Origin of the sequence: Leifsonia sp. 22587 (assembly GCF_052044215.1) — a bacterium.
Taxonomy (GTDB): Bacteria; Actinomycetota; Actinomycetes; order Actinomycetales; family Microbacteriaceae; genus Leifsonia; species Leifsonia shinshuensis_C.
In genome coordinates this window covers 95,934-110,669 of sequence record NZ_JBQENB010000001.1, presented here as the reverse complement: position 1 = coordinate 110,669, position 14,736 = coordinate 95,934, and the positions used below count along the sequence as shown (strand labels likewise).

General features: G+C 72.4%; 12 protein-coding genes. 7 read left to right on the top strand and 5 right to left on the bottom strand.

The window, feature by feature from the left end:
• Positions 1 to 444, top strand: coding sequence for an SRPBCC family protein (locus ACTJI1_RS00540; protein ID WP_440741122.1), 444 nt, complete (start codon positions 1 to 3; stop codon positions 442 to 444).
• Positions 445 to 483: 39 nt separating this feature from the next.
• Here ACTJI1_RS00540 and ACTJI1_RS00535 read toward each other — a convergent pair whose 3' ends face one another.
• Positions 484 to 915, bottom strand: a complete 432-nt coding sequence (locus ACTJI1_RS00535) for an Hsp20/alpha crystallin family protein (RefSeq protein ID WP_396427086.1) — start codon at positions 913 to 915, stop codon at positions 484 to 486.
• A 238-nt stretch (positions 916 to 1,153) separates the two neighbouring features.
• Here ACTJI1_RS00535 and ACTJI1_RS00530 point away from each other — a divergent pair, with 238 nt between their 5' ends.
• Together ACTJI1_RS00530 and ACTJI1_RS00525 are read left to right on the top strand one after the other, a co-directional pair.
• Positions 1,154 to 1,672: a Dps family protein gene (locus ACTJI1_RS00530; RefSeq protein ID WP_310135004.1), complete on the top strand. Its 519-nt coding sequence runs from the start codon at positions 1,154 to 1,156 to the stop codon at positions 1,670 to 1,672.
• 92 nt (positions 1,673 to 1,764) lie between these two features.
• The gene (locus ACTJI1_RS00525) at positions 1,765 to 2,250 is read left to right on the top strand and encodes a GNAT family N-acetyltransferase (RefSeq protein WP_440741121.1); all 486 of its coding nucleotides are present in this window, start codon (positions 1,765 to 1,767) and stop codon (positions 2,248 to 2,250) included.
• A 13-nt stretch (positions 2,251 to 2,263) separates the two neighbouring features.
• On the opposite strand, the gene ACTJI1_RS00520 is transcribed toward ACTJI1_RS00525, so the two are convergent.
• A complete protein-coding gene (locus ACTJI1_RS00520) occupies positions 2,264 to 3,022 on the bottom strand; it encodes an IclR family transcriptional regulator (protein WP_440741120.1) in 759 nt (252 codons plus the stop codon).
• Between the two features lie 119 nt (positions 3,023 to 3,141).
• Between ACTJI1_RS00520 and hutH the strand changes: the two genes are divergently transcribed.
• From hutH to hutI, 3 genes are all read left to right on the top strand, one after another.
• Positions 3,142 to 4,680, top strand: a complete 1,539-nt coding sequence (gene hutH / locus ACTJI1_RS00515; RefSeq protein ID WP_440741119.1) for a histidine ammonia-lyase — start codon at positions 3,142 to 3,144, stop codon at positions 4,678 to 4,680.
• Between the two features lie 115 nt (positions 4,681 to 4,795).
• The gene (locus ACTJI1_RS00510) at positions 4,796 to 6,493 is read left to right on the top strand and encodes a urocanate hydratase (RefSeq protein ID WP_440741118.1); all 1,698 of its coding nucleotides are present in this window, start codon (positions 4,796 to 4,798) and stop codon (positions 6,491 to 6,493) included.
• Entirely contained in the window at positions 6,490 to 7,650 is a 1,161-nt protein-coding gene (gene hutI / locus ACTJI1_RS00505; RefSeq protein ID WP_440741117.1) for an imidazolonepropionase, read from the top strand. Before ACTJI1_RS00510 ends, hutI begins: the two co-directional genes overlap by 4 nt.
• Before the next feature lie 103 nt (positions 7,651 to 7,753).
• Here hutI and ACTJI1_RS00500 read toward each other — a convergent pair whose 3' ends face one another.
• The 3 genes from ACTJI1_RS00500 to yczR all read right to left on the bottom strand — a co-directional run bounded on the left by ACTJI1_RS00500 (position 7,754) and on the right by yczR (position 13,776).
• Complete coding sequence (locus tag ACTJI1_RS00500; RefSeq protein ID WP_440741116.1) at positions 7,754 to 8,650, bottom strand: arginase family protein; 897 nt, start codon at positions 8,648 to 8,650, stop codon at positions 7,754 to 7,756.
• 87 nt (positions 8,651 to 8,737) lie between these two features.
• The gene (locus ACTJI1_RS00495) at positions 8,738 to 12,151 is read right to left on the bottom strand and encodes an efflux RND transporter permease subunit (protein WP_440741115.1); all 3,414 of its coding nucleotides are present in this window, start codon (positions 12,149 to 12,151) and stop codon (positions 8,738 to 8,740) included.
• 146 nt (positions 12,152 to 12,297) lie between these two features.
• Positions 12,298 to 13,776, bottom strand: coding sequence for a MocR-like transcription factor YczR (yczR, locus tag ACTJI1_RS00490; protein ID WP_440741114.1), 1,479 nt, complete (start codon positions 13,774 to 13,776; stop codon positions 12,298 to 12,300).
• 64 nt (positions 13,777 to 13,840) lie between these two features.
• Here yczR and yczE point away from each other — a divergent pair, with 64 nt between their 5' ends.
• Positions 13,841 to 14,734: a membrane protein YczE gene (gene yczE / locus ACTJI1_RS00485; protein ID WP_440741113.1), complete on the top strand. Its 894-nt coding sequence runs from the start codon at positions 13,841 to 13,843 to the stop codon at positions 14,732 to 14,734.
• Positions 14,735 to 14,736: the final 2 nt, after the last annotated feature.

The following is a 14,736-nucleotide window of genomic DNA, read 5'->3' as shown; positions in this document are numbered from 1 at the left end:
ATGTCCGTCAACGTCCGCCGTATGGCCTGCTCGCCCGAGCAGGTGTTCTCCGTCCTCGCCGACGCGTGGGTGTACCCGACGTGGGTCGTCGGAGCCTCGCGGCTGCGCGCGGCCGACGACCGCTACCCGGCCGTCGGGTCGCGTCTCCATCACTCGATCGGCATCTGGCCGCTGGTGCTCAACGACGAGACGCGCATCGACGAGTGGGATCCGCCCCACCGGATGGTGCTCGAGGCGAAGACCCGCCCGTTCGGGTCCGAGCGCGTCATCATCGAGGTGAAGCCGCGCGGCAGCGGCGGCTGCGTGGTCCGGATGATCGAGTACCCGCACACCGGGATCGTCACGCGGATCCCCGGTGTGATCGCGGACGCACTGCTCCACATCCGGAATGCCGAGGCCCTGCGGCGTCTCGAGTGGGTGGCGCGGGGGCGCGCCGCCGCCTGACGGAGCGCCCCCGGGCTCTCACCGCTGCCGGACGGCCGATCAGCCGGCCGAGACCGCCCGCGCGCCGTTCTCGCGGGGCGACTCCACCGCGATCTTGCGCGGCTTCGCCCGCTCGGCGATCGGGATCACGACGCTCAGCACACCGTTGTCGTACGACGCGGTGATGCCGTCGTTGTCGACGTCGTCGCCGATCGTGAACTGGCGCATGTAGGCGCCGTACGGGCGCTCCTGCGCGAGCCAGCGGGCGCCGTCGCGGTCGGCGGCGCTGCGCACCGCGCGGATGGTCAGCAGGTGGCCGTCGACGTCCACGTCGACCGACGCCGGGTCCGCGCCGGGGAGGTCGGCGTTGAGGATGTAGCGGTCGCCTTCGCGGAACAGGTCCACCGGCATGATGCGCGGCTGACGGCTCGTGTCGAAGACGCTCTGTGCGATCCGGTCCAACTGGGAGAAAGGATCGAACGACATGGCCATTGGATGTACCCCTTTCTTCAATTGAGCTGGTGAGAGGCGGAATGCCTCCCGCTTTCGACCACAGATTTTAGCACTCGGGCCCGGAGAGTGCCAAGAGCTTCGCACCGAAGTCAACCCGGTTCCGCGATGCGCTCCGGCGGCCTACCGTGCGTGAGGTCCATCGACCGGAAGGGACCCCATCGTGGCCGCTAGCCAGACCAAGACGAGCACCAAGAAGACCACTCCGAAGACGCCCGCAGTGCGCCGCACCGCCGCCGTCGGCGTCGCGCCGACGCGTCGCGAGCACGCGGAGCACGGCTTCGTCGCCTCCGCCGAGCTCGCCCAGAACCTCCAGCGCGTGCACGTCGACCTGATCGAGCTGCACCTCCAGGGCAAGCAGGCGCACTGGAACGTGGTCGGACGCAACTTCCGCGACCTCCACCTGCAGCTCGACGAGATCGTCGAGGCCGCCCGCGAGTTCAGCGATGACGTCGCCGAGCGCCTGCGCGCACTGCACGCGACACCCGACGGCCGCAGTGCGACCGTCGCCGAGCAGACCAGCCTGCCGGAGTTCCCGAACGGCGAGGTCGACACGACCGAGACCGTCGACCTCATCACCGAGCGGCTGGAGGCGGTCGTCCGCACCATGCGCGACGTGCACGACGACGTCGACGAGGAGGACCCGACCTCCGCGGACCTCCTGCACGCGATCATCGAGCGGCTCGAGCAGTTCGCCTGGATGGTCAGCGCCGAGAACCGCACGCCGAGCCGGGCCTGAGGCCTTCGGGGCGGTGGATACGCCGGGTCGCGCCCGTCGCATCCACCGGCCCGTGTAACCCCGCCGTCACACCGCGCGGCTAGCATCGACGCATGCCGATCGACGTCCGCGTGGAACCGCCTCGACAGCCCGAGGTGGAGGACCTGCTCCGTCTCAGCGACGAGTACGCCCTCTCGCTGTACCCGGCCGAGAGCTGCTACCTCCTCGACGTCTCCGAACTGGAGCGCGCGGGGGTCACCGTGTTCGTCGCCCGGGTGGACGGCCGCGCGCTCGGCATCGCGGCGCTGGTCGTCGGCGAGGCGTCGGACAGCGCGGCTCCCCGGGCCGAGCTGAAGCGGATGTTCGTGCACGAGGATGCGCGCGGGCGCGGCCTCGCCCGCCTGCTCCTGTCCGCGATCGAGCGCGCGGCGGCCGACGCAGGCGTCGCGGAGTTGCGCTTGGAGACCGGCCCGCTGCAGCACGCCGCGATCGCGCTCTACGAGCGGTCGGGGTATGCGCGCATCCCGAACTTCGGGCCCTACGTGGGCGATCCCTACTCGGTCTGCTACGCGAAGGCGCTCCCGGTCCCGGCGTCCTGACGCCGCTCCCGGATCAGCTGCCCCGGATGCGGCGCGAGAGCTCGGCCGCGGCGTCGCGGACCCGCGCGGCGAGCGCATCCCACCCCTCGGGTGCCACGTTCTCGCGCGGGAAGGTGACGGCGATACCCGCCGCCGGCCACCCGGCATGGTCGCGCACCGAGACCGCGACGGACGCGAACCCGGGCGTGACCTCGCCGTCCTCGGTCGCGTAACCGCGCTCGCGGGCCTCGGTGACGACGCGGCGCAGCTCGGCGTAGGAGTGCGGGCCCGCGCCGGTGCGGTCCTCGAACGCTCCGGAGTCCGGGTAGAGCGCGCGCAGCTGCTCCCGGGGAAGGGTGGCGAGCAGCGCGCGTCCACTCGCCGTGAGGTGGGCCGGGAGGCGCACGCCGACATCCGTCACCAGCCGGGGGCGCCGGGGCGCACGCTCCTCCACGATGTAGACGACGTCGCGGCCGTGGAGCACGGCGACGTGACCCGACTCGCCGATCGCGTCGACGAGCGCCGCGACGATGGGACGCCCGAGGCGGCTCAGCGGCTGCTGCCGCGAGAACCCGCTCGACAGCTCGTAGGCCGCGACGCCCAAGCCGTAGCGGCGCGCTTCGGGGAAGTGCAGCACGAAGCCGTGCTCCGTCAGCACGGCGAGCAGGTGGTAGACCGTGGAGCGCGGAAGACCGAGGGCGGAGGCGATCGCCGCCGCCGGGGCGGGGCCGCGCTGAGCGCCGAGGTAGCCGAGGATGCGCAGCGTGTTCTCCGCTGCGGGCACCTTGCTCATCGCATCCTCCCGGCTGTGCATCCTGGGCTTGGGCATCCTGGGCCGTGCGTCTGGGATCCCGGACACCGAGCAGCCTACAGCCGGGGCGCGCCCAGACGCCTCGGCGCGATGATCGGAGCATGCTCCAGACCCAGACCTCCGTCACCGTCGGCGCCGGACCGCTGACCATCGCCGACGTCGTTGCCGTTGCCCGGGACGACGCTCGTGTCGAGCTCGATCCGGACGCTCTCGCGGGCGTCGCCGCCTCCCGCGCGATCGTCGAGGCCCTCGCGGACGACACCGAGCCGCACTACGGCATCTCGACCGGGTTCGGCGCCCTCGCGACCACGTTCATCCCGGCCGACCGGCGTGCTCAGCTGCAGGCCAGTCTCGTCCGATCGCACGCCGCCGGCTCCGGCGCCGAGGTGGAGCGGGAGGTGGTGCGCGCCCTCATGCTGCTGCGCCTCTCCACCCTCATGACCGGACGGACCGGCGCGCGGCCGCAGACGGTCGAGACCTACGCCGCCCTGCTGAACGCCGGCATCACCCCGGTCGTCCACGAGTACGGCTCCCTCGGCTGCTCCGGCGACCTCGCGCCCCTGGCGCACTGCGCGCTGGCCGCCATGGGCGAGGGGCGCGTGCGCGTCGACGGGGAACTGCAGGACGCCGCCGACGCGCTCGCGGCCGCCGGCATCCACCCCGTCGTCCTCGCCGAGAAGGAGGGCCTGGCGCTCATCAACGGCACCGACGGGATGCTCGGGATGCTCGCCCTCGCGATCCACGACCTCCACGGCCTGCTGACCGACGCCGACATCGCCGCTGCGCTCAGCGTCGAGGCGCTGCTCGGCACCGACGCCGTCTTCGCGGACGATCTGCAGCGGCTGCGGCCGCAGGCGGGCCAGGCGGTCTCCGCGGCGAACATCCGGACCATGCTCGCCGGCTCGCCCATCGTGGCCAGCCACAAGGGGCCGGAGTGCACCCGGGTGCAGGACGCGTACTCCCTCCGCTGCGCTCCCCAGGTGCACGGCGCGGCCCGCGACACCCTCGCCCATGCCGAGCTCGTCGCCGAGCGGGAGCTCGCGTCGGCCGTCGACAATCCGGTGCTCACGCTGGACGGACGGGTGGAGTCGAACGGCAACTTCCACGGCGCACCGGTCGCCTACGTGCTCGACTTCCTCGCCATCGCGGTCGCCGACGTCGCCAGCATGTCGGAGCGCCGGACCGACCGCTTCCTCGACCCGGCCCGCAACCAGGGGCTGCCGCCGTTCCTCGCGCACGAGGTGGGCGTCGACTCCGGGCTGATGATCGCCCAGTACACCGCGGCGGGCATCGTCTCCGAGCTGAAGCGGCTGGCCGCGCCGGCGTCCGTCGACAGCATCCCCTCGTCCGCCATGCAGGAGGACCACGTGTCGATGGGATGGGCGGCCGCCCGCAAGCTGCGACGCGCGATCGACGGGCTCACGCGCGTGATCGCGATCGAGGCGATGACCGCCGCCCGCGGCGCCGACCTGCGCGCCCCGCTGCGCCCCGGCCCCGCGACCGGAGCCGTCATCGCGACCCTGCGCACCGCCGTCCCGGGCCCCGGCCCCGACCGCCACCTCTCCCCCGAGATCGAGGCCGCCACCGACCTCGTCCGCTCCGGCGCCCTCCGCGCCGCCCTCCCGACCCCCCTCCCCTGACCCCCCTCCCCACCGTCGAGTACACGATTTGTGCACGGTTTCACTCCGAAAAGCGTGCAGTTTTCGTGTACTCGACGGAGGGAGCACAGCACGAACGCCGAAAGGACGTAAGACGATGGATGGAGCACGACCGGTGCGCGCGGCGCGCGGAACCGAGCTCAGCGCCAAGAGCTGGCAGACCGAGGCGCCGCTACGCATGCTGATGAACAACCTCGACCCGGAGGTCGCCGAGCGCCCCGACGACCTGGTCGTCTACGGCGGCACCGGCCGCGCCGCGCGCAGCTGGGAGGCTTACGACGCGATCGTCGCGACCCTGCGCGACCTGGAGGCGGATGAGACGCTCCTGGTGCAGTCCGGCAAGCCGGTCGGCGTCTTCCGCACGCACGAGTGGGCGCCGCGGGTGCTGATCGCCAACTCCAACCTGGTGGGCGACTGGGCGACGTGGCCTGAGTTCCGCCGGCTGGAGGCGCTCGGCCTCACGATGTACGGCCAGATGACCGCCGGATCCTGGATCTACATCGGCTCGCAGGGCATCCTGCAGGGCACGTATGAGACGTTCGGCGCGGTCGCCCGCAAGCTCGCGGCGCAGCGCGTCCCCGGCGACGACGCCGACGCGACCCTCGCCGGCACCCTCACGCTGACCGGCGGATGCGGCGGGATGGGCGGCGCTCAGCCGCTCGCCGTCACGATGAACGGCGGCGCCGTGCTGATCGTGGATGTGGACCGCACCCGCCTTCAGCGCCGCGTCGACCACGGCTACCTGGACGTGCTCGCCGACGACCTGGACGACGCCGTCGCGCGGGCACTCGCCGCCAAGGACGAGCGCCGGGCGCTCTCCGTCGGCGTGGTCGGCAACGCCGCCGAGGTCTTCCCGGAGCTGCTGCGGCGCGGCGTCCCGATCGACATCGTGACCGACCAGACCAGCGCCCACGACCCCCTCTCGTACCTGCCCGTGGGCTACACCGTCGACGAGTGGCGCGAGCGCGCGGCCGCCGACCCCGAGCGGTTCACCGACGACGCGCGCCGGTCGATGGCGGCGCAGGTGGAGGCGATGGTCGGCTTCCTCGACGCGGGCGCCGAGGTGTTCGACTACGGCAACTCCATCCGCACCGAGGCGCAGCTCGGCGGTTACGACCGTGCGTTCGACTTCCCCGGTTTCGTGCCGGCGTACATCCGCCCGCTGTTCGCGGAGGGCAAGGGCCCGTTCCGCTGGGCGGCCCTGTCCGGCGACCCGGCCGACATCGCGGCGACCGACCGTGCCGTGCTGGAGCTGTTCCCGCACGACGAGCACCTGCGACGCTGGATCACCCAGGCTGGCGAGAAGGTGCACTTCGAGGGCCTGCCCGCGCGCATCTGCTGGCTGGGATACAAGGAGCGGCACCTCGCCGGCCTGCGGTTCAACGAGATGGTCGCGTCCGGCGAGCTGTCAGCGCCCGTCGTCATCGGGCGGGATCATCTCGACTCGGGATCCGTCGCCTCCCCGTACCGGGAGACCGAGGCGATGGCCGACGGCTCGGACGCGATCGCGGACTGGCCGCTGCTCAACGCCCTCCTGAACACCGCATCCGGTGCGACCTGGGTGTCGCTGCACCACGGTGGCGGCGTCGGGATCGGGCGCAGCATCCACGCCGGGCAGGTGGTGGTCGCGGACGGGACGCCCCTCGCCGCCGAGAAGATCGAGCGCGTGCTCGTCAACGACCCCGGAACGGGCGTGATGCGGCACGTGGATGCGGGCTACGAGCGCGCGGTCGAGGTCGCGGAGGAGCGCGGGCTGCGCATCCCGATGCGCGAGCAGGGAGCCGACCGGCCATGACCGCCACGCTCTTCACCGGCATCGGCGAGCTGGTCACGTTCGACCCGGCGCACGACGGGGCCCTCGGGCTCGTGACCGACGCGGCCCTGCTCACCGTGGACGGTCGGGTCGCGTGGACCGGGCCGGCGTCCGCCGCGCCGCGGGAGGACGCCGACGCGGTCGAGGAGCTGGACGGAGCGGCGGTCGTCCCCGGCTTCGTGGACGCGCACACGCACCTCGTCTTCGCGGGTGACCGCTCGGCGGAGTTCGAGGCCCGGATGGCTGGGCGGCCGTATACCGCGGGCGGCATACGGTCGACCGTCGCGGCGACGCGTGAGGCAAGCGACGCTGCGCTACGCCGTCGCCTGGCGGGTTTCGTGGCGGAACTTCACGCCCAGGGCACGACGACGTTCGAGGTGAAGAGCGGATACGGGCTCACCGTCGCCGACGAGGAGCGTCTGCTGCGGCTCGCCCGCGAGGTCACGGATGAGACGACCTTCCTGGGTGCGCACGTCGTCCCTCCCGAGTTCGCGGACGACCCCGACGCCTACGTCGATCTGGTGGTCGGCCCGATGCTCGACGCCTGCGCGCCGCACGCCACCTGGATCGACGTCTTCTGCGAGACCGGCGCCTTCACCACGGAGCAGAGCCGCCGCATCCTGACCGCTGGAGCGTCGCGCGGACTCGGTGTGCGCGTCCACGCGTCGCAGCTCGGCCCGGGAGCCGGCGTGCAGCTGGCGGTCGAGGTGGATGCGGCGAGCGTCGACCACTGCACCTACCTGACCGACGACGACGTCGAGCGCCTGGCGGCCTCCGCCACGGTCGCGACGCTCCTGCCGGGCGTCGAGTTCTCGACGCGGCACCCGTACCCGTCCGCGCGGCGGCTGCGGGATGCGGGCGCCACGGTGGCGATCGCGAGCGACTGCAACCCGGGGTCGTCGTTCACGTCGTCGATGCCGTTCTGCATCGCGCTGGCCGTGCGCGAGCTCGGCCTCACTCCCGCCGAGGCGCTGGAGGCCGCGACGCTGGGCGGCGCCGCCGCGCTCCGCCGCGACGACGTCGGCCACCTGCGCCCGGGCGCGCGGGCCGACTTCGCGGTCCTGGCCGCCCCCAGCCACGTGCACCTGGCCTACCGTCCCGGCGTCCCCCTCGTCTCCCGCACGGTCCGCGCCTCCTGAGCCTCCGCCCTCCGTCGAGTACACGAAAAGTGCACGCGACACGCGGCGAGAGCGTGCACTTTTCGTGTACTCGACGGAGGGGCGGAGGGGACCGGCGCGCGGGTTAGCGGGAGGCGAGGCCGGCGGCGGCCTCGAGGACGAGCAGCGCGGCGAGGCGCACCGTGCGCTGGTCGGGGGCGTCGGCGGTCGCGTCGACCTCCGCGATGTCGATCGAGCGGACCGAGGGGGATGCGGCGAGCAGCCGGGCGACGCGCCGCAGCTCCCACGCCGCCAGGCCGCCGGGGACGGAGGCCGGGCAGCCGGGCGCGACGGAACGGTCGCAGACGTCTACGTCGAGGTCCACGTGCACCGGGCCGCCCGCGGCCCCGGCGATCTCCAACGCTTCCGCCACGACGTCGTCGAGCGGGCGCGTGTGCAGGGCGTCACGCGGGATGACGGTGATACCGTGCTCGGCCGCGCGCCGGGTGTAGGCGGCCGAGTTGGCGAAGTCCGCGATACCGATCTGCACGACCCGGCGCCCGTCCAGCCCTGCCTCCAGCAGCTCCCGGACGGGTGAGCCGTTCGACCGCCCGTCCCGGAGGTCGTGGTGCGCATCCAGCGTGATCAATCCGGCGGCGCCAAGGTCCGGCCCGAACGCGCCGAGCGCTGCAGGGACGGTGAGCGCATTGTCCCCGCCCACGGCGACCGTCAGCCGCGACAGACCGACCGCGTGCGCCATGGCGTCGATCGCGCGCTCCCGGCCGCCGGGCGCATCGGGCGACTCGACATCGCCGGCGTCGGCGAAGCGCAGCGCCTCCACGTCGAGTCCCGGCACGAACGCCGAGTACCGGCGCAGCGCATCCCGCACCGCACCGGGCGTCGCCTGCGCTCCCGTCGGCGAGAGCGACGTCTCGTGCGTCGGGATGCCGAGCAGCGTCAGGTCCGCGCCGTCCGGCCCCAGGGGCGCCCACCCGCCCGCGCGGGGCCACAGCGGATCGACGGACAGCGGCTGCTCGCTCATACCGCGACCCTATCCAGACCCCGGCGCCAGAGGCCGGGCCGTCGCGCGTCGCCTGTCCGGGATCTCAGACGCCGCGCGACGTCCGGCTCAGATCTGCGAGCCGCCCGCCGGCCGGGTGAACACCGGCGGCTCCGGGGTCCGCCCGGAGGAGCCGTCCCCACCCGAGGGGCCGGTCGGCGGCACGTCGCTGCCGCCTCCGGATGTCCCGTCGCCGTCCCCGCCGAGCCTCGCCGCGCGCCGGGCCGCCTTCCGCTCGCGCCGCCCCTCGACGAGGTTGTACAGCGTCGGCAGCACCACCAGCGTCAGCACAGTCGACGAGATCAGCCCGCCGATCACCACGATGGCGAGCGGCTGGGAGATGAACCCGCCGTGCCCGGTCAGCCCGATGGCCAGCGGCGTGAGGGCGGCGATCGTCGCGAGCGCCGTCATCAGGATCGGGCGCAGACGGCGGGAGGCGCCGTGGGCGACCGCATCCGACACACTGAGGCCCCGCCGTCGGTACTGGTTGACGAGGTCGATCAGAACGATCGCGTTGGTCACGACGATGCCGATCAGCATCAGGAGGCCGATCAGCGACGCCACGCCCAGCGGGATGCCCGAGATGATCTGCAGCAGGATGGCGCCGGTCGCCGCGAACGGCACCGAGACCAGGAGCAGCAGCGGCTGACGGAGCGAGCGGAACGTGGCCACCATCACGATGTACACGATGAGGATGGCCGCGAGCAGCGCGATCCCGAGCTGCTGGAACGCGTCGGACTGGCTGGCGGAGACGCCGCCGATCTTCGCCGTCGCACCCTCGGGCAGGTCGGCCGCCTTGAGGCTCGCAGTGACGTCTGCGTTCGCGGTCGTCAGGTTGTCCGTCGCCGGTGTCGCGGTCACGCTGGCCGTGCGCAGGCCGCGCTCGGTGGTGACCGTCGCCGGTCCCTTGACCTCCTTCACGGAGGCGAGGGTGTCGAGCGGGACGACGCCGGCCGCGGTCGGGATCGGCAGCTGCGCGAGCCCGGCTACGGTCGTCGGCGGGTTGGCGCTCTGCAGGTAGATCTTGAGCGTCGTGTTGTCGATCGCGACCGATCCGGCCTGCGTCGGCTGCATGGCCTGCGACACAATCGTGCCGACGGCCACTTCGCTGAGCCCGGCGGCGGCCGCCTTCGAGCGGTCCACCGCCACGGCCACATACGGCAGCGACGCGCTCAGGTTGCTGGTGACCTGCTTGAGCGACGACTTCTTGTCGAGCTCCGCGACCACCGAGTCCGTCGCCTTCTGCAGGTCGGCGTTGCTGGAGGCCGAGATGTCGACCTGGATGTCGGTCGACCCGCCGAACCCGCTCGACGCCGATAGCGTGATCTCGCCCTGGCCCTTGATCGCCGCGAGCTCGTCCGAGATGGTGTTCTGCAGCTTCGCCTGGTCGGCGTCCGGGTCGGTCGTGATCGAGAAGGTGGTGCCACCGCTTCCGCCCGTGAAGGCGTCACGCAGCGACGATCCGCTGGAGCCGATCGAGACCTGCACGGTCTTGACGCCCGACGTGTCGAGCAGCTTCTTCTCGACGACCTTCGCGGCGTCGTCCTTCGCCTGGAGGCTCGCGCCCGGATCCAGGGTCTGCGTGACCGTGAGCGAGTTCTGCCCGCTCGAGCCGAGGAAGTTCGTCTTCACCAGCGGGAACGAGAGGACGGTCAGAACCAGCACGAGCGCGGCCGCGACGATGGTCCACACCGAGTGCTTGAGCGTCCAGCGGATGATCGGCAGGTAGGCCGCCTGGAGGCGCGAGGGATGCTCGAGCTCGTCCACGCCCGACGCCGCGGCCTCCTCGACGGTCAGGTGGGCGGCCTCGACGTCGTCGCCGCCCTCGTGCTTGTGCACCTTCGGCGCTCGCAGGAACCAGTACGCCAGCACCGGGACGATCGTCAGCGCCACCAGCAGCGACGAGAGCAGGGCGATCGTCACCGTGACGGCGAACGGCCGGAACAGCTCGCCCGTGACATCCCCGACGAAGGCGAGAGGCAGGAACACCGCGACCGTCGTGATGGTGGATGCGGTGATCGCTCCTGCGACCTCGCGCACGGCGCGCACGATCACGACCGCGCGATCGGACCCCGCCACGAGCTGCCGTTTGATGTTCTCGATGACGACGATCGAGTCGTCGACGACGCGGCCGATCGCGATCGTGAGCGCGCCGAGCGTGATGATGTTGAGCGTGTAGCCGGAGGCCCACATCACGATGAACGTGATGAGCACGCTCGTCGGGATGGAGATGACGGTCACGAGGGTCGACCGGACCGACAGCAGGAACACCAGGATGACGATGACCGCCATCGCGAGGCCGAGCAGCCCCTCCTCGGTGAGCGAGTTGATGGACTGCGTGATGAACGGCGCCTGGTCGAAGACGACGGTGATGGTGACGCCGGAGCCGAGCTTCTTCTCGAGGTCCGGGATGAGGTTACTGACCTCGTGCGACACCTCGACGGTGTTGGCGGACGGCAGCTTTGTGACGGCGACGGTCAGCGCCGGCTTGCCGTCGACACGGGAGAGGGACGTGATCGGGTCGTCGGTCTCCTCGACCGTCGCGACCGCGCCGATGGTGGGGGGCGGCGTGGCCGCGGCTGCGGCGGTCGCTGCGTTCGCGCCGGTTGCGGCGCCTGCGGCGGCACCTGCGCTGCCGGCGGCCGCGCCCGACGCTCCGCCCGCACCCGACGCCCCCGCGCCGCCCGCCGCTCCTGCCGCACCCGCGGCTCCGCCCGCACCCGACGCCCCCGCGCCGCCCGCCGAGCGGACCAGCGGCAGTCCGGCGATGTCCTCGACCGACCCCAGCTGGCTGCCCGACTGGATGGACAGCGTCTTGTCGTCCTCGGTGATGTCGCCGCCCGGGATGAGCACGCCGCTCTGCTGCAGCGCATCCTTGATTGCGGACGTCGAGACGCCGGCGGCCGCGAGCTTCGCGGCGTCCGGCGTGATGGTGATGCGACGGCCGACCTCGCCGACGAGCTGGGCGTCGTTGACGCCGTTGAGGTCTTTGATGTCGGGCAGGACAAGCTTGGTGATGTCGTTCCCGAGCGCCCGCTGATCCGTGCCGCCGGTCACCGCCAGCTGGATCACCGGAAGGTCGTCGATGCTTCCCGAGAGGACCTGCGGCTCGACGCCCGAGGGCAGCGTGGACTTGATGCGGTTGATCGCCTGGTCGATCTTCTGCTCGGCGGTCGCCAGGTCGGTGCCGTAGGTGAACTTCGCCGTGATGATCGACTGGTTCGTGCTGCTGACCGCCGAGGTGCTGTCGAGGTCCGGGACCCCCTGGATCGCCGCCTCCACCGGGGTGCTCACGTCGTTGTTGACGACCTCCGGCGATGCGCCGGGGTAGCTGGAGAGCACCACGAGCTGCGGGAAGGAGATCGAGGGGATGAGCTCCTGCTTGAGGTTGGTGAGCGCGAGGCCGCCGAAGACCGCTGCGACGATCGTGACGAGCGCGATCAGGGCACGGTTCTTCATGCTGAGGACGGCGAGGAAGTGCACGGAATTCCCCTTAAGGAACGGCGGACGGGACGCGCGGCGACGATGGCGCTCGGAAAGTATGTCAGCCGTGCTTGGGCGAGCGCTTCATGCCCTGGTACGACATCCCTGTACTCCCGGGGGCGTCCCCGCGATGTTCACCGCCGGCGTCAGACCACGCTCGGCAGCGCCCCCTGGTCGAAGTACGGCGCCGGCTCGCTGGCCGCGACCGCCCACGCCCGCGACAGCGCCGTGAACGCCCGGTCGTACTCCTCCGGCGTGTAGGTGATCGGGATGCGCAGGAAGCGCTCGAACGCTCCGTCGAGCCCGAACCGGGGGCCGGCTGCGATCAGGAGGCCGTGGCTGCGGGCCGCGAGTGCCAGCGCCGAGCTCACCGGCGCCCCGATGCCCACCCACGCGGTGAGGCCGCCGTGCTGTGGCGGAACGGTCCACTCCGGGAAGGTCTCGGCGACCAGCCGGTGGACCTCCGCGCGGCCGAGCCGCAGCTGCTCCCGGCGCTCCTCGGCGATCTCGGCGAGCTGCGGGAGAAGCTGCGCGACGACCAGCTGCTCGATGACCGGCGTTCCGAGGTCGGTCGCGGGCTTTGCGGCGATCAGGCGCTGGATGTGCGAGCGCTCCGCGCGGATCCAGCCGATCCGGAGGCCGCCCCACAGCGTCTTGCTCGCCGAGCCGATCATCACGATCGGGGCCGCCGGCGTCGCGGGGTCCGCGTAGCCGGGGAGCGGCAGGTACTCGCCGACCCGGTCGATGTCGAGCTCCGCGGTCGTCTCATCCGCGACCACGATCGTGCCGTGGCCGGCCGCCGCGGCGAGCACCCGGCGACGCGTCTCCGGGCTCATCGAGGCGCCGGTCGGGTTGTGGAAGTCCGGGATCAGGTACGCCAGCGCGGGATTCGCCCGGCGGAACGTCTGCTCGATGCCCTCCGCATCCCAGCCGTCCGTCTCCTCCCCCAGCCGGTGCGGGCCCTCTTCGGGCGCCGTGACCGTGATGGGCACGAGCCGCGCGCCGGCCAGCCGCATCGCCTCAATGGCGTGCGGGTACGTCGGCACCTCGATCACGACCCGGTCGCCGCGCTGCAGGAAGGTGCGCGCGATCAGCGCGATGGCCTGCTGGGCGCCGACGGTGACGAGAATCTGGCCGGGGTCGGTCGGCAGCCCCCGGCGGGTGTACCGCTCGGCGATCTCGGCGCGCAGGTGCGGCAGGCCGACCGGGTCGTAGCCCGGGTCGGGCAGGAAGCGCGGCAGTTCCTCGGCGGCCGCCCGGGCCGCGGCGGCGAGCGGAGAGGCCGCGGGGAGCGACGCCTTGGTGAAGTCGAGCATCCCCTCGCCGCCGGTCGCGGGCAGCGGAAGCGTGCGCCCGGGCAGGCGGGTGACGCTGCCGGAGCCGCGGACGCTGTCGACGAAGCCGCCCTCCCGCAGCTGCCGGTAGGCCGCGGCGACGGTGGTGCGGCTCAGCTGCAGCCTTCCGGCGAGGTCTCGCTCGGCGGGCAGACGGGTGCCGATCGGGATGCGCCCGTCGAGCACGAGCAGCCGGATGCGGTCGGCGAGGGCGGCGTAGGACGCGGCGGAGGTGCGCCAGGTCCCGAGCAGGAGTTCGAGAGACCGGGCGGTGAGCTGCGCATCCGACATGCAGGCCACTTTAGGCGAATTGGCATCTTGCCGCCAGTCCAATCATCGCGATTGGATTGTTCTCATGACCACCCGACTCCTCCTCACCCGGCGCCTCGTGCAGCTGCTGATCGGCCTGTTCCTCTACGGCATCGCCATCGCGCTCATGGTCCGCGCCGGCATCGGGCTGTCGCCGTGGGATGTGCTCGCCCAAGGTCTCTCCCTCAAGACGGGCATCCCGTTCGGCTTGGTGACAAACATCGTCGGGCTGGTCGTGCTCGCCTTCTGGATCCCGCTCCGCCAGCGGCCGGGACTCGGCACGGTGCTCAACGTCCTGCTGGTCGGCCCGAGTGCGCAGCTGGGGCTCGACCTCCTCCCGCAGCAGACGGAACTGTGGGCGCAGGTGCTGTTCTTCGTCGGCGGCCTGCTCCTGCTCGCCGTCGCGACCGGCCTCTACATCGGCCCGCGCCTCGGACCCGGCCCGCGCGACGGCCTCATGACGGGCCTGCACGCCCGCACCGGACGGCCCATCTGGATGGTGCGGACCGCCATCGAGGTGACCGTCCTGATCATCGGGTGGGCGCTCGGCGGGAACGTCGGCGTCGGGACGCTCGCGTTCGCGCTGCTGGTCGGCCCGCTCTGCAGCATCACCCTCCCCTTCTTCGCGATCCGCCTGCCGCAGGACGCTGCAACGGCTGCGGCGGCGCTGGAGAGCGAGCTCGAGGGAACGGCCGAGCAGTCGGCCGGCCTCGAGGAGGAGCAGGGTGCCGTCCGTTTCGACGTGCGCGACGGCATCCTGCTCGAATCCGACCGGGCGGCGCACGACCGCGCCATCCGCCCGGACTCCCCCTTCGTCCACGGCCCCCAGCCCGACCGCGCGCCCGCGGACCCTCCGTCGGAGCGCCGCTCGCGTCCCTCCCGCGTCGTCGCCGCCCACTGGCTCGACGACCGCCTCACCGGCCGCCCCCGCCACCCCTGACC